The organism is Mycobacterium europaeum (assembly GCF_002102155.1).
In the GTDB taxonomy this organism is placed as follows: domain Bacteria; phylum Actinomycetota; class Actinomycetes; order Mycobacteriales; family Mycobacteriaceae; genus Mycobacterium; species Mycobacterium europaeum.
Map to the genome: position 1 here is coordinate 16,779 of NZ_LQOU01000004.1, position 19,352 is coordinate 36,130.

Annotated in this window: 17 protein-coding genes; 10 read left to right on the forward strand and 7 right to left on the reverse strand. The window is 67.2% G+C overall.

The features are described 5' to 3' along the window. Positions 1-46 precede the first annotated feature (46 nt). Positions 47-2,677, forward strand: coding sequence for a bifunctional acetaldehyde-CoA/alcohol dehydrogenase (gene adhE, locus AWC03_RS01570; RefSeq protein ID WP_085238816.1), 2,631 nt, complete (start codon positions 47-49; stop codon positions 2,675-2,677). Here adhE and AWC03_RS01575 read toward each other — a convergent pair. After that, positions 2,662-3,618: an LLM class F420-dependent oxidoreductase gene (locus AWC03_RS01575; protein WP_085238780.1), complete on the reverse strand. Its 957-nt coding sequence runs from the start codon at positions 3,616-3,618 to the stop codon at positions 2,662-2,664. The two genes, adhE and AWC03_RS01575, sit on opposite strands and share 16 nt — an antisense overlap. Positions 3,619-3,800: 182 nt before the next feature. On the opposite strand from AWC03_RS01575, the gene AWC03_RS01580 reads away from it, so the two are divergent. Genes AWC03_RS01580 through AWC03_RS01595 form a run of 4 tightly spaced genes read left to right on the forward strand, consistent with a single transcriptional unit; the run spans position 3,801 to position 8,286 of the window. Beyond that, positions 3,801-4,997 carry an acetyl-CoA C-acetyltransferase gene (locus AWC03_RS01580; protein WP_249025805.1) on the forward strand — a complete coding sequence of 399 codons (1,197 nt, stop codon included), beginning with the start codon at positions 3,801-3,803 and terminating at the stop codon, positions 4,995-4,997. A gap of 2 nt (positions 4,998-4,999) precedes the next feature. Further along, positions 5,000-5,776: an enoyl-CoA hydratase/isomerase family protein gene (locus AWC03_RS01585; protein ID WP_085238781.1), complete on the forward strand. Its 777-nt coding sequence runs from the start codon at positions 5,000-5,002 to the stop codon at positions 5,774-5,776. After that, positions 5,773-6,924, forward strand: coding sequence for a CaiB/BaiF CoA transferase family protein (locus AWC03_RS01590; protein WP_085238818.1), 1,152 nt, complete (start codon positions 5,773-5,775; stop codon positions 6,922-6,924). Before AWC03_RS01585 ends, AWC03_RS01590 begins: the two co-directional genes overlap by 4 nt. A 12-nt stretch (positions 6,925-6,936) precedes the next feature. Next, positions 6,937-8,286 carry an acyl-CoA dehydrogenase family protein gene (locus tag AWC03_RS01595; RefSeq protein ID WP_085238782.1) on the forward strand — a complete coding sequence of 450 codons (1,350 nt, stop codon included), beginning with the start codon at positions 6,937-6,939 and terminating at the stop codon, positions 8,284-8,286. Here the strand turns inward: AWC03_RS01595 and AWC03_RS01600 are convergent. The 5 genes from AWC03_RS01600 to AWC03_RS01625 all read right to left on the reverse strand — a co-directional run bounded on the left by AWC03_RS01600 (position 8,283) and on the right by AWC03_RS01625 (position 12,598). Continuing rightward, entirely contained in the window at positions 8,283-8,939 is a 657-nt protein-coding gene (locus AWC03_RS01600; RefSeq protein ID WP_085238783.1) for an MspA family porin, read from the reverse strand. The genes AWC03_RS01595 and AWC03_RS01600 overlap by 4 nt on opposite strands. A gap of 486 nt (positions 8,940-9,425) precedes the next feature. After that, positions 9,426-10,385, reverse strand: coding sequence for a phosphotransferase family protein (locus AWC03_RS01610; protein WP_085238785.1), 960 nt, complete (start codon positions 10,383-10,385; stop codon positions 9,426-9,428). Then, the gene (locus tag AWC03_RS01615; protein ID WP_085238786.1) at positions 10,386-11,186 is read right to left on the reverse strand and encodes an SDR family NAD(P)-dependent oxidoreductase; all 801 of its coding nucleotides are present in this window, start codon (positions 11,184-11,186) and stop codon (positions 10,386-10,388) included. A 48-nt stretch (positions 11,187-11,234) separates the two neighbouring features. Continuing rightward, positions 11,235-11,678: a DoxX family protein gene (locus tag AWC03_RS01620; protein ID WP_085238787.1), complete on the reverse strand. Its 444-nt coding sequence runs from the start codon at positions 11,676-11,678 to the stop codon at positions 11,235-11,237. Then, a complete protein-coding gene (locus AWC03_RS01625; RefSeq protein WP_085238788.1) occupies positions 11,675-12,598 on the reverse strand; it encodes an alpha/beta hydrolase in 924 nt (307 codons plus the stop codon). The genes AWC03_RS01620 and AWC03_RS01625 overlap by 4 nt, the downstream gene beginning before the upstream one ends. A 155-nt stretch (positions 12,599-12,753) precedes the next feature. On the opposite strand from AWC03_RS01625, the gene AWC03_RS01630 reads away from it, so the two are divergent. Further along, positions 12,754-13,149: a hypothetical protein gene (locus AWC03_RS01630; protein WP_085238789.1), complete on the forward strand. Its 396-nt coding sequence runs from the start codon at positions 12,754-12,756 to the stop codon at positions 13,147-13,149. A gap of 41 nt (positions 13,150-13,190) precedes the next feature. Next, positions 13,191-13,514: a DMT family transporter gene (locus tag AWC03_RS01635; RefSeq protein WP_085238790.1), complete on the forward strand. Its 324-nt coding sequence runs from the start codon at positions 13,191-13,193 to the stop codon at positions 13,512-13,514. 2 nt (positions 13,515-13,516) lie between these two features. On the opposite strand, the gene AWC03_RS01640 is transcribed toward AWC03_RS01635, so the two are convergent. Then, entirely contained in the window at positions 13,517-14,350 is an 834-nt protein-coding gene (locus AWC03_RS01640; RefSeq protein ID WP_244275404.1) for an alpha/beta fold hydrolase, read from the reverse strand. Positions 14,351-14,687: 337 nt separating this feature from the next. On the opposite strand from AWC03_RS01640, the gene AWC03_RS01645 reads away from it, so the two are divergent. The 3 genes from AWC03_RS01645 to AWC03_RS01655 all read left to right on the forward strand — a co-directional run bounded on the left by AWC03_RS01645 (position 14,688) and on the right by AWC03_RS01655 (position 19,281). Further along, a complete protein-coding gene (locus tag AWC03_RS01645) occupies positions 14,688-17,123 on the forward strand; it encodes a glycogen/starch/alpha-glucan phosphorylase (RefSeq protein WP_085238820.1) in 2,436 nt (811 codons plus the stop codon). Between the two features lie 164 nt (positions 17,124-17,287). After that, positions 17,288-18,733, forward strand: a complete 1,446-nt coding sequence (locus AWC03_RS01650) for a hypothetical protein (RefSeq protein ID WP_085238791.1) — start codon at positions 17,288-17,290, stop codon at positions 18,731-18,733. Positions 18,734-18,846: 113 nt separating this feature from the next. Next, a complete protein-coding gene (locus AWC03_RS01655) occupies positions 18,847-19,281 on the forward strand; it encodes a hypothetical protein (protein WP_085238821.1) in 435 nt (144 codons plus the stop codon). Positions 19,282-19,352: the final 71 nt, after the last annotated feature.

Here is a 19,352-nt window from a genome sequence, read left to right on the forward strand (position 1 = left end):
TCTGCTCATTCTGGAGCCCTCCGTGTCCCCCATCGAAAACGCGATCATGACCACTACGCCAACCCAGCCCACCTCCTCAGTCGACCCCTTGGTCGGCGAGCAGCGCAGACACGAAGTCGACGCGATCGTCGGCAGGGCGGCCACGGCGGCCCGCGCCTTCCGCAACCTCGACCAGCAGCAGGTCGATGCGATCGTCGAGGCGATGGTGCGCGCCGGGGTACGGGCCGCGGGGGAGCTGGCGAGCGTCGCGATCGAGGAGACGGGTTTCGGCGTCTTCGAGGACAAGGTGGTCAAGAACTATGTGGCCACCGAGTTCCTGCACGACTACCTGCGTGGCAAGAAATCGGTGGGGGTCATCGACGAGGACGTCGAGCACAACATCACCTACGTGGCCGAGCCGATCGGGGTCGTGCTGGCCATCACCCCGGTGACCAACCCGACGTCGACGGTGCTGTTCAAGGCGATCGTGGCCGCCAAGACCCGCAACGCCATCCTCTTCCGGCCGTCACCGTATGCGGTGCGCTGCTGCGAACGCAGCCTGGAGGTGCTCCGCGCGGCGGCCGAAGCGGCCGGGATGCCACCGGGGGCGCTGCAGGTCATCCCCGACGCCGCACACGAGGTCACCCACTATCTGTTCAAACACCCCGGAGTCGATTTCATCTGGGTGACCGGCGGACCGAAGATCGTCGCGCTGGCGAATTCGGCCGGAAAGCCGGGCCTGTCCGTCGGTCCCGGGAACGCACCGATCTACATTCACAAGACGGCGGACCTCAAGGGCGCAGTCGTCGACATCCTGATCTCGAAAACCTTTGACTCCTCGGTCATTTGCCCGGCTGAGCAAACCTGCGTCATCGACGACGAGGTGTATGACGAGATGATGGCCGAGTTCCAGCGGATGGGCGCGCAGGTGCTCACACCGGGCGAGGCGAAGGCGTTGGCGGAGTTCGCGTTTGGCTGCGGTGACAAGATCTCGCTCGACGCGGTCGGACAGAAGCCGTCGGAGCTGGCCGCCCGGGCGGGCTTCAGCGTGTCGCCGACGGTGAAGGTGCTGCTGGCGCAGCTGCCCGCCGACTTGGACGAACTCGCTTCCCATCCCCTGTTGCGGGAGAAGCTGATGCCGGTGCTCGGGGTGGTGCGGGCACGCAGCGTCCAGCACGCCATCGACGTCGCCGTCCTGGTCACCGAGCACGGGGGTCTGGGCCACACCTCGGCGGTCTACGCCAACGACGAGGACGTCATCGACGCATACGGCCTGGCGGTCCGGACCGGTCGCATCCTGGTCAATGCCCCCACTGCGGTCGGGGCCCTCGGTGGGGTCTACAACAACCTGACCCCCACCTTCTCGCTGGGTTGCGGCACGTGGGGCGGGTCCAGCACGACGGAGAACGTGAACTACCGGCAGCTGCTGAACATCAAGACGGTCTCGCGGCGCCGCACCCCGCCGCAATGGTTCCGCGTCCCGTCCAACACCTACTTCAACGAAGGCGCGCTGGACAACCTGCGCGAACTCGACACAGAGACCGTCGTCGTCATCACCGATGCGCTGACCGAGGAGCGCGGCGTGGTCGAGGCGTTGCGCGGCAAGTTGCGCGCCCAGCACGTGCAGGTGTTCAGCGAGGTGACGCCGGAGCCCGACGAGGCGACCATCCGCCGTGGCGTCGCGCTGCTACAGCGGGTCCAGCCCGATCTGCTGATCGCCGTCGGCGGCGGCTCCGTGCTCGACGCCGGCAAGGCGATCCGGCTGTTCTACGAGCACCCGGAGAAGAGCCTCGACGAGTTGACGATGCCGTTCCTCGATCCCCGCAAGCGCGTGGCCGACTATCCGGTCGACCGGCATCGCGTCCAATTAGTCGCCGTCCCGACGACGTCGGGCACCGGGTCGGAAGTCTCGCCGGCGGCGGTGCTGACGGTGCGCGGCAAGAAGGAAACGCTCGTCGACTACAGCCTGGTGCCCGATCTCGCGATCGTCGACCCGGTCCTGACGTCCTCGATGCCGCAGCAGCTGACCGCCGACACGGGCATCGACGCGCTGACCCATGCCCTGGAGGCCTGCGTCTCGATCTTCGCGTCGCCCTATACGGACGCGTTGTGCGCCCAGGCGGCACGGCTGATCTTCGACGCGCTGCCGCAATCGTTCGAGCATCCGGACGACCTGTCCGCGCGAACCGACATGTCCAACGCGGCAACCCTTGCGGGGCTTGCCTTCTCGAATGCCTTCGTCGGGACCAACCATGCGCTCGCCCATGCCGTCGGCGCCAGATTCGGGATCTCGCATGGCCGGGCGAACGGGATATTCCTGCCGCATGTGCTGCGCTACAACGCCAGCCTGCCGAGCAAGTTCATGCCCGCGCCCGGCTACTCCGCCTACGTGGCGCCGGACAAATACGCGCAGCTCGGCCGGCTGATCTTCGGTGGCCATGAACCCGACGAATGCCGCAGTCGGTTGTTTCGCGGCGTCGACGATCTGCTGAACCGGCTGAACATGCCGCGATCGCTGCGCGAACACGGCGTCGACGAGGGGGAGTTCCTGGCGGCATTGCCCGCGTTGGCGATGACGGCATTCGAGGACCTGAGCAACCGCACCAATCCGCGGATGCCGTTGGTCAGCGAGATCACCGCGTTGCTGCGGGCGGGCTTCTACGGCGATGCCCAAGCGGAGGCTCAGCCGCGGACCTGAGGCAGCACGTCGCGCTCCCACGCCGCGAAGAAGCCGTCCTTGTCCGGCCCGATCTGCTGCACGTACACCTCGTCGATGTCGGCGTCGAGGTACTTGCGCACCCTCGCGACATGTGCGTCGGGGTCCGGTCCGCAGACCACGGCTTCGGCGACCTGCTCGGGCGTGACGAGCGACATCAGCGCGGCAAAGTCCTTGGGGCGCGGCAGGGTCTGGGCGGACTGTCCGGGCAGGGCATCGTTGCCCCACAACCGGTGCGCCGTCGTGAGCGCGGCGTCGGCGTCGTTGTCCCAGCTGACCTTCATGCCTGCCTGAACCGGCTTGTCCCCTCCGCCGGCCTCCCGAAAGGCTTTCACCAAGTCAGCCTCGGGCGTCACCAGGACGAAGCCGTCGCCGATGCGCCCGGCCAGCTCGGCGCCCTGCGGCCCGAAGCCGGACACGTAGATCGGCACCGGCCGCTCGGGCCGCGTGTAGATGCGGGCCTCCTGCACCTCGTAGTGCTTGCCGTGGTGGCTCACCTCGTCCCCGCGGTGCAGCAGGCGGATGACGTCGACCGCTTCCTCCAGCATTTCCTGGCGCACGCCCACCGACGGCCAGGGGTCCCCGAGGATGTGTTCGTTGAGCGCCTCGCCGCTGCCGACGCCCAGCACGAAGCCGCCGTCGAGCTGAACGGCGGCGGTCGCCGACGCCTGCGCGATGATCGCCGGGTGCGTCCGGATCGTCGGGCAAGTCACGGCGGTGCTGACCGGCAGCGACGTCGCCTCCGACAACGCGCCGATCACGCCCCATACGAACGGGCTCTGCCCCTGCTCGTCGTTCCACGGGTGGAAGTGGTCGGAGATCCACAGCGCGTCGAACCCGGCGGCCTGGGCGCGCTTGGCCTGGTCCACAAGTTCTTTCGGGCCGTACTGCTCACTGGAGAGGAAGTATCCGATCTTGGTCATGCGGTGCGGGCTACCCGATGCGCGCCGGGTTATGCGCTGCTGCCCACCGGGCGAGAATAGCTTCGCCAATTTGGAGAAGGTAGTTCTCCACAGCCGAGAGACGAATTACGATACCGGTGATCTGTGAGGTCATCGCCCCCGAACGATGGGAGTCCGTCATCGACGCCTGGATCCTCGATGCAGTGCGCACGCCCCGCGGCCGAGGCCGCCCCGACGGCGGACTGCACGCCGTCCATCCGCAGACCCTGTTCGCCCGTTGCCTCACCGCGCTGGCCGAGCGGATCGGCTTCGAGCCCGCCGACGTCGATGACGTGATCGCGGGCAACGGCATCCTCAGCGGCGACCACGGCGACGACATCGCGCGCCTGTCGGTTCTGCTCGCGGGGTGGCCCGAGACGGTGCCGGGGATGACGCTGAACCGATTCTGCGGATCGGGCCAACAGGCCGTCACGGTCGCGGCGTCGTCGATCGCGGCCGGCAACGAGAATCTGGTGATCGCCGGCGGAGTCGAATCGATGTCCCGGTGGGACGCCACCGTGGGAATCCCGACCATCGACGGCCACAACCCCGACTTCCGGGCGCGGTACCCTACCGTCCCCCAAGGCATTTCGGCGGACCTGATCGCCACGCTGGAGGGCTTCACCCGCGAAACGGTCGACGCCTACGCCGCGCAGAGCCAGAGCCGCGCCGCCGTGGCGATCGACGAGGGAAGGTTCGTGCGTTCGCTGGTCGACGTCCCCACCCCCGATGGCCCTTTCGGACGCGACGAACATCCCCGCCCCGGCACCACCACCGAGACGTTGGCGCGCCTCAAGCCTGCCTTCGCCGCGATGGGTGACACCCGCGCCGACGGTGAGCAACGCACCTTCGACGAGATCTGCCTTCAGCGCTACCCCGGCATCGACCACGTCGATCACGTTCACCACGCGGGCAACTCCTCCGGGGTGGTCGACGGGGCCGCCGCGGTGCTGGTCGCCTCCTCCAACTGGATGCACGCCCATGGCGTCACCCCGCGCGCTCAGGTGCGCGCCGCCGCGACGGTCGGCAGCGAACCGATCATCATGCTCACCGCGCCCGGACCGGCGGCCCAGCGATGTCTGGAACGCGCCGGCATGACGGTGGCGGACATCGACCTCTGGGAGATCAACGAGGCCTTCGCCGCGGTTCCGCTCAAGACGGTGCGCGATCTCGACATCGATCCCGAGGTGGTCAACGTCAACGGTGGCGCCATTGCCCTGGGCCACCCCATCGGCGCCACCGGGGCGATGCTCATCGGCACCCTGCTGGACGAACTCGAGCGCCGCGACCTGTCAACGGGTCTGGTGACCATGTGCACCGGCGGCGGAATGGGTACCGCGACCATCATCGAGCGAGTGTGACCATGCCGAGCGCGCTGGAGCTCGAGCGGCCGTGCGACGGGGTCGCCGTGCTGCGCCTGAACCGCCCGAAGCAGCTCAACGCCATCAACGAGGTGATGCAAACCGAATTGGGCCAGACGCTGGCCGATTTCGCCACCGACCACTCGGTGCGTGCCGTCGTGCTGACCGGTGCCGGGCGCGGCTTTTGCGCCGGGATCGACGTGCTCGACTTCGGCCCTTCGATGCTGGAGGCCAGTGCACCCGCGCTGGATCGGATGCGCTTCCAGGAGCGGATGGCCGCCCTGGCGGAAGCCGTCCGGGCCTTGCCGCAACCCGTCGTCGCCGCGGTCAACGGCCCCTGCGTCGGAGCCGGACTCGCGCTGTGTTTGGCCGCCGACATCCGAATCTGTTCGCAGAACGCATCGTTCGGCAATGCCGCCATCCTGCTCGGGCTCTCCGGCGCCGAGATGGGGATGAGCTACCACCTGCCGCGCATCGTCGGCACCAGCGTGGCCGCCGACTGGATGCTCACCGGCCGCACGGTTTCGGCCGCCGAAGCCGATCGGCGCTGTCTGGTCAGTGAGGTGGTCGAGCCGGATCGGCTGGCCGAACGCGCGGTCGAGTTGGCGGCGCTGATAGCGAGCCATTCGCCGCTCGGAGCGCAACTGACCAAGCGTGCGCTGCAGGTCAACACCGACGCCGCGAGCCTGTCGGCGGCTCTGGAGCTGGAGAACCGCAACCAGGTGATCTCGCACGCCACGGACGAGGCGGCCGAGCGCCGCAAGAAATGGTCGTCGTGACCGGACCGCTGCGCGGCGTGCGCATCGTGATGATGGGCGGCCTGGGGCCCGCCCCGTTCTGCGGAATGTTGTTGGGCGACTTGAGCGCCGACGTCATCCGCGTCGACGGCCTTCCCGGTGTGGACGGTCCGCTCCCCATCGATTACTCGGTGCGTCGTAGCCAGCGGTCGCTCGCCGCCGACGTCAAGGATCCACGCGGCAGGGACCTGGTTCACCGCCTGGTCGCCGACGCGGACGCCTTCGTTGACGTGTACCGGCCCGGAGTGGCCGAACGACTCGGCATCGGCCCGGATGCGCTGTGCGAGCGCAATCCCCGCCTGGTGTACGCCCGCATGACCGGGTATGGCCAGGACGGGCCGCTGGCCGGGCACGCCGGCCACGACATCAACTACATCGCCCTGGCAGGTGCCCTGCACGGCATCGGCGCCGCCGAATCCCCGGTGCCGCCGCTGAACCTGGTCGGGGACTACGGCGGCGGCGGCATGCTGCTGGCGGTCGGCCTGCTGAGCGCGATCCTCGAGGCCCGCGGATCCGGCACCGGTCAGGTGCTGGATGTCGCCATGGTCGACGGGGTCGCCACGCTGCTGGCGCCCTATTTCGGGATGGTGCCCGCCGGCACCTGGCGCGACCGACGCCACGACAACCTGCTCGACGGCGCCGCCCACTTCTACGGCGTCTACGCCACGGCAGACGGCGGTCATTTCGCCGTCGGCGCGATGGAGCCGAAGTTCTACGCGGAGCTGTGCGATCATCTGGGCGTCGACGTGCCCCACGATGAAGACGCACCGGAAACGTGGGCCGCGCACCGGGCCACACTGGCCGCCCGCTTCGCCGAGAAATCGCGTGAGGAGTGGGCGCGGCTCCTCGATACGCCGGGATGCTGTGCGACACCGGTCCTTTCGCTGGCCGAGGCGCCGCGGCACCCACATCTTGCCGCGCGGAAGACGTTCATCGACATCGACGGCATCACCCAACCGGCGCCGGCGCCCCGGTTCTCCCGTACCTGGCCGGCGACCCCCACTTCCCCCTCGCTTCCCGGTGACCACACGCGCACGCTGCTGCGCGAAATCGGGTTGGACGACAACGCCATCACCGCGCTCGAGCGCGCGGGCGTGGTGGCCCAAAGCGGCTCAGAGTCAACAACCTAGAGAGGACGGCGCATGTCGTGGGACTTCTCCACCGACCCCGAGTGGGCGCGGCAACTCGAGTGGGTCGAGGACTTCGTGCGCGAAGAATGCGAGCCGATCGACATGATCGTCAAGGAGTCGCACGATCTCAACGACCCGGTGCGCCAGGCGCTGATCCCGCCGCTGCAAGACATCGTCAAGGAGCGCGGCCTCTGGGCCACCCACCTCGGACCGCACCTCGGCGGACCCGGCCACGGTCAGGTGAAACTGGCCCTGCTCAACGAGATCCTGGGCCGCTCGGAGTGCGCGCCGATCGTCTTCGGCTCCCAGGCTCCCGACTCCGGAAACAGCGAAATCCTGGCGCACTACGGCACGCCGGAGCTCAAGGCCCGCTACCTCGAGCCGCTGCTCGACAACCGCATCGTTTCCTGCTTTTCGATGACCGAGCCGCAGGGCGGTGCCGACCCGAAGGTCTTCCGCACCACCGCCGTGCCCGACGGGGATCACTGGATCATCAACGGGGAGAAGTGGTTCTCCTCGTTCGCCTCGATGGCGTCGTTCCTGATTGTGATGGCCATGACCGATCCCGACGCGCCGCCCTACCAGCGTTATTCGATGTTCGTCGTTCCGGGCGACACTCCCGGCATCAACGTGCTGCGCGACGTCGGGCTGGGCTACCAACCGCTGGGCGGAGGGCGCGAGGGCTACGTCCGCTACGAGAACGTCCGCGTTCCGGCCGATCACATGCTGGGCCCGCGGGGTGGGGCCTTCGTGGTCGCGCAAACCCGCTTGGGCGGTGGGCGGATTCACCACGCGATGCGCACCGTCGGCCTGGTCCGCCGGATCTTCGACATGCTCTGCGAGCGCGCCGTGTCGAGATACACCCAGGGCGAGGTGCTGTCCAACAAGCAACTCGTTCAGCAGATGGTCGCCGACTCGTGGATGGAGATCGAGGCCTTCCGGCTGCTCACCCTGCAAACCGCTTGGAAGATCGACCAATTCAACGATTATCAGGCGGTGCGTGCCGATATCTCGGCGGTGAAGGCGATGATGCAGAAGGTCCTGCACGACGTGTCGGCGCGGGCGCTGCAGCTGCACGGGTCGCTCGGCACCACCCACGAGATGCCCTTTGTGCAGCACTTGGTGGAGTCGTTCGTGCTGGGCCTTGCCGACGGCCCGACCGAGGTGCACAAGGTGACGCTGGCCCGGCTGCTGTTGAAGGACCGCGAGCCCGCGCCCGATCTGTTCCCGTCCGAACATTTACTGCGGTTGCGCGCGGCCGCGGAAGCGAAGTTCGCCGACAGGCTGGCCGGCATCCCCCGCGGCGTGGCGATCGCTAGCGCGGCGGAGCCGGGCGAAGCGGGTCGCCACCATCGGCCTTAGACCGATTTGGTGACGCCGACGTACGACAGCACCACGTCGGACAGGTCGGTCATTCGGGTCAGCACCGCGTAGGAGCGGATGAAGGACTGGCCCACGCACCCGTCGATCTTGATGTGGAAGTTGCTGATCATGACCCAGGGATTGGCGCCCTTGAATTGTTTCTTGATCACCGGCACCGTGATGACCAGGCCGGGCTTCATTCCGATGCTCATCACGCCGTTCAGCGGAGTCGAAACAAACGGCAGCAGGGGCGGCAAGGTACCGGTGGTGTCGAAGGTCGGGCTGACGCCCGGGATGATGCCGACACCGCCCTCCATGATCACGCCGTTGGAGGTGCTCATATCGATCCCGCAGCCGATCTGATAGCCGACTTCCAGGATTCCGTGGGGCTCTTCGGGTCCTTTCAGGGAGCCGACGTAGATGCCGCTGGCCATGTATTCGCGCGACGCGATGGAGGTGGTCAGCGGCGCCACCGGAAGCTGCGCCTCGTCCTTCGCGCCCAGCCCCAGGGTCCAGCCGTCGGGAGTGTTGAGCATGACGGGGGGATTCGAGGGCACCGCACCCCCGGCCGGTGCCGAAGCTGCAGCGGCAGGCTCGATCTCGGGACCGTCATCGGGATCAGCGGTCGCCGCCGGCGCCGCGACCACAGCCATGACGAGGCAAACGGCGACCACCAGCGCGCGACGAACGACCACGGCTACCGGCCTCACGCACGCCAAGGTACGCACTTGCCGATTCGAGTCGCGAAATTTGCTGGGCGGCCGATCGATTTTGTTGTGTGTTCGTGACTCTTATGCGATATGGACACCGTAGGTAGAATTAGGCGCAGTTAGCCAGCATTTCAGGCAGACGACCGAAGGGCCACGATGATGAAGCGTAGGTATGCTGCTCTACTCATCGTGGGATTGACGGCCCTTGCAGTTTTGATAGGCGGCAGCGGATTTTCGGCCGGAAGGGCCCTCGCGTCTCCGGACCCAGGCCAGGTGGACGACATCCCGACGATCGACGAATGGCAGATCCAGTACCCGACCACAATGACGAACCCATACGAAGATTCGGTCGGCACGTCAGGTGATTGGGGTGGCGTCGGAATGTGGTGCCAAAATCTCCACGCCAACTGCAGCTGAGCAGGGGCCGCGCTAATCCAGCAGTGACCGCGCCCGGGCCAGCAACCTCGGGAGCGTTGCCGCCATGGCCTCCAATTCCGGCCGCGGACTGCGCCGTCGCCGGTTGTGTTTGACGATCAGGGACCACGTCGCGGCCGACTTGAAGCACGCGAGCGCCTCGAACCAGGCCAGGTCGGTGACCCCGCGGCCCAGCCCTTCTTGGTAGAGCTTTGCGAGTTCGGCCACGGGCGGCACCATGCCGGCCGGCCCGGAAAAGCGCCCGTAGGTGTCGGGGTCGCAGTTGATCAGAAACCAGCCGGCGTCGATGCGCGGATCGCCGACCGACCAGATTTCCCAGTCGATTACCGCGTTGATGCCGGATCCGGCGGCCAGCAGGTTGCCCAGCCGGAAATCACCGTGCACCACGCTCGGCCGCATCGCCCTTGGGGCGCAACTCGACAACGCGTCACGCACCGCCGGCCAATCGGGCACCAGCGTCGCGTCCACCGTTCGCAGCGTCTGTGACCACCGCCGGACCTCGGCGCCCGCATCGACGGGCGGTTCGTCATCCAGGCTGAGCTCACTCGGCGACAGGCCGTGCAGGACGGCCATGGTCCGGCATGCGTTGCGGTACCGCTCGGGAAGCGTGGGCGAAGCGGCGCAACCGTCGAAAAGTGGTTCCACACAGTCGCCTTCGACGTGCGACATCACGAACAAAGGCGGTATGCGCGGGGGGTCCCCCGGGTCCTCCCGCAGCACCTCCGGCACCGGAACTCCCGTTCCGGCAAGCGCCTTGATGATGCGGGCCTGACGCAGTACGTCGCGGTGACCGACCGGGTCGACACCGGGCGGAGCGACCTTGATCACGACCGGTCGCCCGCCAAGGTCCCCGCTGAACGTCAGGCTGGAGGCGCCGCCGGTCAGTGGGGCAATGCCGGTGACGCCGGCACCGCCCAGTCGCCGCCGCAGCTCGTCCGAATCGAGCTCGGCCATTCAGTTGGCGGACTTTGTCCAGCCCACCTCGGCGAGGAAGGGCTGAGTGTGCGCGATGCGGCCGGTCAGGATTTTCGGATCACCGGTACACAGCCGCAGGGCGGTCTCGGTGATCAGTTCGATGTCCTCGGTGTCGGTCTTGGCCAGATCGAGGGTGCCGGCCCCGGGTGTGGCCACGGGATTGCTGGGCGCGGCGGCGTTGACGGCGATTCCGTCGTCGTACAGCTCGGCCGCAAGGCTTTTCGTCAGCCGGTTCAGCGCGGCCTTGACCGTCCCGTAGATGCCGAAGCCGGCGGTGCGGTCGAACTCGGAGAACGGCGGTCCCGGCGGCAGGTCGCCGCCCGCCGAGGTGAGGTTCAGGATCCAGCCCCTCCCGCGCTCGCGCATCGCGGGGATCGCCAGCTGGCTCAACTGCAGCGGACCGAGGACGTGCATCTCGATCATCAGGCGGGCCCGCCGTTCGGGAAATCCGTCCAGGGGACGCAGGAAGGTCACCGCCGCGTTGTTGACCAGAATGTCCGGAGGCCCGACCGCGCTGACCACCTCGGCGAAAAGCCTTGCCCGCTCCTCGGATTGGGACAGGTCGGCCTGGACCGCGACAGCCTTCCCGCCGCCGGCCACGATCTCGTCCAGGGTTTCCCTCAGCGATCCCCGGTACTTGGGGTCAGGGTCCATCGTGCGGGCGGTCAGCGCGACCGTGGCACCGTGTGCGGCGAGCCGTGCGGCGATCGCCTTGCCCAGCCCGCGGCTGCTGCCGGTGACGAGGGCCACCATCCCCTCGCAGCGTTGGTCTACGCTCATCTTCGGCCCTTCTATATGGAAATGGCTTCTCCGTATCAGAGAATGCCATTATCGAGGCTTGGCCGAAAGTGCCGTCCTGGCGCGCACCGCGTCGATCGAGTAGTTCCCGCCCCCCGCGAAGACCAGCAGCAAGAACGCGAAGCAGAACAGGATCGCCAAGGCCCCACCGTTGCCGGCCGGCGGATCGGCGACGGGCCACAGCGCTTGGGGTTGGTGGATCCAGAAGTAGGCGACCGCCATCTGCCCCGAGGCCACCAACGAGACGGCGCGGGTGAACAGGCCCGTGCCGATGAGCAGACCCGCGACGACTTCGATCAACCCGGCATACCACCCCGGCCAGGAGCCGAACTCGACGCGAACCGGCGAACGGACGGGCCAATCGAACAGGCTCCTGGACCCGTATGCGGCGAAGAGCAAACCGTAGACGACCCGAAACACACTCAGCACCGCCGGGGTGTGGCGATCCAGTCGCCGGCCCAGATCCGCTGTCACGACTGCGAGGTTACGGTCGCGGCCCAGTCGAGCAGGCGCCGCCAAAGCCGATGGCGGCTCGAGGCCATGTTGTGGCAGTGCGCGCTGTCGGCCAGAACCAGCGTGGTGATGTCCGGGCAACTGCGATACAGGGCGGCTTCGCCGCGCGGGTCCGGCGAGACGTCGACGACGCCGTACCCGATCAACACGGGGACGTCGATCAGTGCGGCGTGGTCGGCGACGACCCCCGGGACCATGGCGGTGCCGAACACTCGCGGCACCATCGACCTGGCGACGACGCAGTCCGCCGCCACGACGCCGGCCGGAACGTCGGCCAGGTGGAACCAGCTCTGCAGGTGCTCACGGGGTCCCTCGAAGTAGGGCTCCGGCAGGGCGGACAGGATCTCCCGGGCGAGTTCCTCGCGTCCCCGCGCGGTTGCCGACCGGGCGATGAACGCCGGATCCAGGTTCAGCGGCGCGACGTGCTGATTGGTGCACCCGAGAAGGGCCAGTGCGGTGAAGCTGGAGAACAGCGCCTGCTGTGTGATTGCCAGGTAGCCGCCGAGGGAATGGGCCACCGCCACCGGAGGCGCCTGGATTCCGATCGCCTCGGGCAACGCGGAGACGGCGTGCGCGAGCGCCGCAGCGATGTCGCGGAATCCGAAATCGCCTGCGGGCTGGGAGCTCTCGCCGGTGCCCAGCGGGTCGATGGTTACCACGGCGTAGCCGTTTCCGGTGGCGAACTCGGCGAAGCTGTAGCCGTGCTGGCCGGGGATGCACAGGTCCCAGTAGTCGCGGCTGTAGGTGCCGCCCGGCAGACAGACCAGCACGCCCACGGTCGCCCCGCCGGTGCGCGCGGGATAGTAGGTCGCCGCCAGGGATGCTTGCTCCCCGACCGCGTCGCTGGCGTCGAACCGCAACGCCCGAGCGGAAGAGTTCATAGGGCGCTCATGTCCTCGTCTTCCTCGGCGTGCCGGCCAAACCGGTCACCACGCGATGCGGTCCGTGGCTGCGCCATTTCGGCGTAACGTCATACTCGCGTACATCGGGTGATCAAGACGCCAACTCGTGGACTCTGGTGGATGGAAATGTGGTGATGGCCGAGACTTTCCCCGATCGGCGATCGGACCCTTCGGACTGGGCCGCCAAGGTCCAACAGCGGGTGAAAGAGCTCAACCAGCGAAGGGCGGAATTGGCCGCGGGCGAGCGCCCGACGCCTGAGTCGGTGGAGCTGGCGCACCGCCGTGCCGAGGAATCCTTGCTCCGCGCGCAAGCGGCTCACCGCGCCGCGGCCCGGCGGCACGAAGAGTTGGCCCGGGTGCACGAGCAAACGGCGAACAGCTATCAACGGGCCGCACTGCAAGGGCTGGGGCCCACCGCTCGGCTGCAACAAGCGGCCGATGATCATTGGCAGGCCGCACAAGAAAGCCGGCTGGAGGCCCTGGAGGACGAGGCGAAGGCCCAAGAACCCAAGGAATCCTCATCGGGTTAGCTCCCGAACCAGTCCGCCCGTCGCCCGTCCAAGGAGACTCCTTGACATACGTCCTTCTCCTCTGCGCCATCCTCGCGGAAGTGGCCGCCACCAGCCTGCTCAAGAGCACGGAGGGCTTCACCAGGCTGTGGCCGACGGTCATCTGCCTGACGGGTTACGCCATCTCGTTTGCGCTGCTGGCACTGTCGATCTCGCGCGGCATGCAGACAGACGTCGCCTACGCGCTGTGGTCGGCAATCGGTACGGCCCTGATCGTGCTCATCGCGGTGCTGTTTCTCGGCTCGACGGTCTCCGTCGCCAAGGTGGTCGGCGTGGGGTTGATCATCGCCGGCGTGGTCACGTTGAACCTGTCCGGCGCCCACTGACGTCAGGCGCGGGCGGCTAGCGGCGCACTCAGCAGGTCGAGCAGCGCCGCGGTCACCTCGTCGGGCCGTTCCTCCATGACATAGTGGTCGGCGCCCGGCAGCCGAATTAGTGTGGCGTGCGGGATGGACCCGGCCAGTTCGCGCGCGGTGCCGAACGGGATATAGGGATCGCGGTCACCCCAGATCACGGCCACCGGGCACCGGATCGTCCCGAGTCCGTCCGCCAGCCACGGAACGGCGGGCACCGGGTAATGCGAGAAGAAGTTCCAGAACGTGCGCGTCCCCTCGGGCGAATTCATCCAGCCCAGGTACTCGGCTTCCAGCGCGGTGTCGAAGCAGCCGAGCCTTCGATAGCGGGTCAGTGCCAGATGGTGCAGCGCGGCCAGCGGAAGACGGTGTGCGGCATCAGACAGCGCCGGGTGGGTCGCGATCCAGCGTTGCCCCCGGGAAAAGCGGTAGAACCCCGGGCGAAAGATGCCATGCGCACGGGTGTTCAAGAGAGCAAGCCGCAGCACTCGCTCGGCATGGCGGATGGCATAACCGAGTCCGATGAAGCCCCCGTAGTCGTGGGCGCACAGGTTGAACCGTTGCCACCCCAACTCCGCCACGAATCGTTCGAGCCGCTCTACCTCGTTGTCGTAGGTAGCCACGGTCGACGGCGGATCCGACCGGCCGAAGCCGGGCCAATCCGGCGCCACGACGTGGTGGCTCTCGGACAGCGCCGCGATCTGATGGCGCCAGCAGGATGCGCTCTGCGGGTAGCCGTGCAGCAGCAGCGCTGGCTCTCCCCTGCCGGCGGCCTCTCCGAACACGTTGCGTCCGTCGATGTTCCACACGGTCGAAACATATGCGCATCCGGCGCCGTGCCACCCCTCGCTTTGAGACACACGACGCTCCATTCCCGCCACCGCGAGATCCCGCGGCCCGACGGCCGCCCGCGCCGATTCGTCGCCGGCCCGTGAGCTGGTGTTTACGTAAGAGCCTTCAGCTGCGCTCCTCGTGTGCAAACATCACTGCCAGACTGACGGTCTGCCGTCCCCGGACGACAGGTTGATTTGCGGCAACCTCGAGGGAGTAGGACTCACGATGACCGATGTCGATCAGCCGCCCACCGACGGAATCGCCCCCTCAAGTCCCGCGAGGGCCGATCTGGTCGAGCACTCTCGCACCGGGATGAGCGCGGCCGCGCTGCAACGGGCCATCAACGACCACCTGCGCTACTCGATCGGCCGGCCCGCCGCGGCCCGCCGGCCCGAGCATTACTACCGGGCGCTCGCACTGGCCGTGCGCGACCGCATGCAGGACCGCCGCGTGGTGTCGACCCAGACCTCGCTCGATCTCGGCCGCAAGGTGACCTGCTACCTGTCGGCGGAATTCCTGATGGGTCCGCAACTGGGTAACAACCTGCTCAATCTCGGCATGGAGCGGGCGGCCCGTGAAGCGCTGACGGCGATGGGGCAGAACCTGGACACGGTCCTGGCGTGTGAGGAGGAGCCGGGGCTGGGCAACGGCGGCCTGGGCCGGCTCGCGGCGTGCTACCTGGACTCGCTGGCCACCCTGGAGCGACCGGCGATCGGCTACGGAATCCGTTACGAGTTCGGCATTTTCGATCAGGAGATTCACGATGGCTGGCAGGTTGAGCAGACCGACAACTGGCTGGACCACGGGAATCCCTGGGAGATCGCCAAACCCGATGTCAACTACGTGGTCAAATGGGGCGGCTACGCCGCTCACTACACGGACGACGCCGGCAAAGACCGCGTCCGATGGGTGCCGGGGCGGGTGCTGAAGGGGGTCGCCTACGACACCCCAATCCAGGGCTACGGCGTCAACACCTGCAACGTGCTGACGTTGTGGAGCGCGCGCGCCGTCAAGTCGTTCGCGTTGGAAGCCTTCAACACCGGCGACTACTACGGGGCGGTCGAGGACGAGGTGATGTCGGAGACGGTCACCAAGGTGCTTTATCCCAACGACGAGCCGGAGGCGGGCAAACAGCTGCGCCTGCTGCAGCAGTATTTCTTCGTGTCGTGTTCGCTGCAGCATGTGCTGCACATCATGGATGACCTTGCCGACGTTTCGGTGACCGAACTCCCTCAGCGTTTTGCGTTGCAACTCAACGACACCCATCCGTCGATCGGCGTCGCCGAGCTCATGCGGTTGTTGGTCGACGAACGCGAATTCAACTGGGAAGAGGCGTGGGAGATCACGGTCGCGACGTTCGGCTACACCAACCACACCCTGCTACCGGAGGCGCTGGAGACCTGGCCGCTGGAGATGTTCGCCGAGGCGCTGCCGCGCCACCTGGAGATCATCTACGAGATCAACCGCCGGTTTCTCGACGAAGTGCGCGCTCGGTTCCCGGGTGACGAGGAGCGGGTCGGCCGGATGTCGCTCATCGGCGAGAACGGCGGCAAGAACGTCCGGATGGCGCACCTGGCGACCGTCGGTAGCCACGCCATCAACGGTGTCGCCGCACTGCACTCGGAGCTGCTGAAAAGCAGTGTGCTCAAAGACTTTTACGAGATGTGGCCCGAACGGTTCAGCAACAAGACCAACGGCGTGACGCCGCGCCGCTTCCTGGCGCTGGCCAATCCGGGGCTGCGCGAACTGCTCGACCGCACCGTCGGTGATGGATGGCTGACCGATCTGAGTCGCCTGCGCGGACTCGAGCCGTTGGTCGACGACCACACGTTCCGGCGGGAATGGCGCGACATCAAACGCAACAACAAGGCGCGCCTCGCCAAGTACATCCGCTCGGTAGCCGGCGTGGACCTCGACCCGGACTGGATGTTCGACGTCCAGGTCAAGCGCATCCACGAGTACAAGCGTCAGCATCTCAACGTCCTGCACGTGGTGGCGCTCTATCGCCGCCTCAAGCAGGACCCCGGCCTGTCGATTCCGCAGCGGGCCTTCATCTTCGGCGGAAAGGCCGCCCCCGGCTACTTCATGGCCAAGCGGATCATCAAGCTGATCAACGCCGTCGGGGAGACCGTCAACGCCGACCCGGACGTCAACCGGTTCCTGAAGGTGGCGTTCGTGCCGAACTTCAACGTGCAGAACGCGCACATGATCTACCCGGCCGCCGATTTGTCCGAGCAGATCTCCACCGCGGGCAAGGAGGCGTCGGGCACCGGGAACATGAAGTTCATGATCAACGGCGCCCTGACGGTCGGCACGCTCGACGGCGCCAACGTCGAGATGCGCGACGAGGTGGGTCCGGAGAACTTCTTCCTGTTCGGCCTGACGGAGCAGGAGGTCGAGGCGGTCAAGGCCGGCGGATACCGCCCGGCCGATTACATCGACGGCAACGACGAGCTGCGCGCGGTGCTGGATCTGATTGCGGCCGGAACGTTCTCGCACGGCGACACCGAGGTGTTCCGCCCGCTGGTCGACAACCTGCGCCATGACGACCCCTTCCTGGTGTGCGCCGACTTTGCGTCCTACGTCAACTGCCAGGAGCAGGTGAGCGCCGCGTGGCAGGACAGGGAGTCGTGGACGAAGATGTCCATCCTCAATACCGCTCGCAGCGGCAAGTTCTCGTCGGATCGCGCGATCACCGAATACTGCGACGACATCTGGAACGTGTGGCCGCTGACCGTGAAGATGTAAGAAGCATCGCAACGCCGGTAGGTCCGGCACTCCGCCCGCGGTCAGCCATCCATCGCCGCTCGTCGCTGCGCATCGCCACAGGCTAAGGCTGAACCGGCGCTCGACAGTGGACGTTTTCCCGCTCCGCCGCAAGGATCGACACAGTGACCCCTGGCAGGAGAAAAGTGACCCTACGATTCCGTCGGCTTGCGCTGGCCCCAGTGACCATGGCGCTGGCGATGCTGCTCGCGCCGTCCGCGTCGGCCGACACCTATACCGATCAGCTGGTGGACAAGTTCAACGCCCAGACGCACGTCCTGGCCGACCCGGCGGCGAATCCGCCGCTGCGGGACCCCGACGGGCTCAACGACCAGATCCTGTCCAGCCGATGGACCTGGAGTTCCACGCCGCCGGTCTGGGTGGCGGCGGTGGCCCGCAGCCAGACCGGAGTGACCACCGCGGACGCCGTCCACACCGCCATGCTCCGCCGGGATCCCACCTTCAGCGGCGTCATCCTGGTCATCGACGCCAGGGGCTACCACGTCCGCGCCTACAACGTGCCCAAGGCGGTCGCGGACAGCGTCGACCCGCTCATGAGCCAGTCGGCCAGAAACCACCGAAACGACCCGTACGGCGCGACCAGCGAATTCGTCGGCAGGCTCGCCAGAGTGGACGTGTCCTCGGGTGGACCGGCGACGACGTCGCCCGTGGTGCACAGGAACCCCGACCGGTGGTCGTGGCTGTGGACGCTGCTGGTCTTTCTCGCCGTCGCGTTGAGCGTCATCAGCTTGGTCTGGTTCGTGGCGAGCCGAAAGCGCAAGCGCCGCACGGACGCAGAGGCGCGCGAGCAGATCAAGCAGGAATTGATCACCGCCACAGCGGATGTCGGCGACCTCGACAACGCGGTGCTCACCAACAGCGAAACGGACGTCAGCGCGGAGTCCACCAAGGCGAACGCCAGCCTGTATGACGCCAGGAAGGCCTATGAGACAGGGGACTACGGTGCGGCGCGGGCACACCTGAGCGTGGTGCAGTCGACGGTGGCCAAGGCCAACCAGAAGCTCAACCCAGGTCACCCGGCACCCAACGTCGCCGCCGTCGACTCGGTGCCCGAGGACGACCGCAAGCAGGCCTCGGTGCGCACGAAAAACCCCGACACCGGGGAGTACGTGACGATCAACAACAACAACTACAGCACCACCCCGCAGCCCGGCTATCCCCACTACTACGGGGGTGGCTACTACAACGGGATGTTCTTCTACCCCGGGTATTACCCGTACGCGTTCTGGGGTCCGGGCTGGGGTTGGGCGCTGACCGACGTCCTGCTGATGGATGCGCTGCTGGACGACCACTGGGGCGGCGGCTACGAACGCGGCTTCGAAGCCGGCCGCGATTCGGCGTACACGGACGCCGGCTATGACGGCGGGCAAAGTGGCGGTTATGACAGCCCGCAGGGCGATGTCGGGTTCGGCGGCGGCTATGACTCCGGCGACGACACCGGCTTCGCAGGCGACGGCGGCGCGTACTCCAGCGGCGGCGACGTGGACTTCGGCGGCGGCTGGGACTCGGGTGGCGGGTCCGATTTCGGCGGCGGTGGCTCGGATTCCGGCGGCGGCGACTTCGGGTTCTGACTCCCGAGAAGTAAGGTTTCGGAGATGAGCACCGGCCGGGCGCCTTTCTGGTGGGGCCCGTCGTCCGTGACGTCGTCAACGACCGGAAGCGGTGGCTCCGAAGGAGTGTGATCGTGACTGAGGGGTTGTTCGGCCTGCTGACCGTGGTCGCGTTGGGCCTGGCACTGACACTTGCCGCCATTGCCGCCGTGTACGTCAGGCGGCTGGAGAGGCGGACGACCAGCCCGATGAGCGAGGAAATCGGCAGCGCCAAAGAGGTCGTGCGCAAATTGCGCAAACGCGAACCCATGTCTGCCGAAGAGCTGGATTACGCCCGGCAGGTCGTCGCCGACCGCGGCTCCCTCATGGCGCTCTGCATCCCGGGCGCGTTGTTCATGCTGGGCTGCTTCTACGTGTTCGGCAGCCTCTACCACCTGCACGGAGCGACACCGTCGGAGCGCACATTTCTCGGGGTGATTCCCATGCTGACGTCGACCAACCTGGCTCTACGGCTTCGCAGTAGCGCACGGCTGAAGAGGCGGCTGCGCAGCGCGCCCATCGCAGCATGACGGTTCCGCGACCCAGGTTCGACACACCGAGATCGCGCCGGCGGCCCGGCTGCAGTAATCTCTTTACCGAC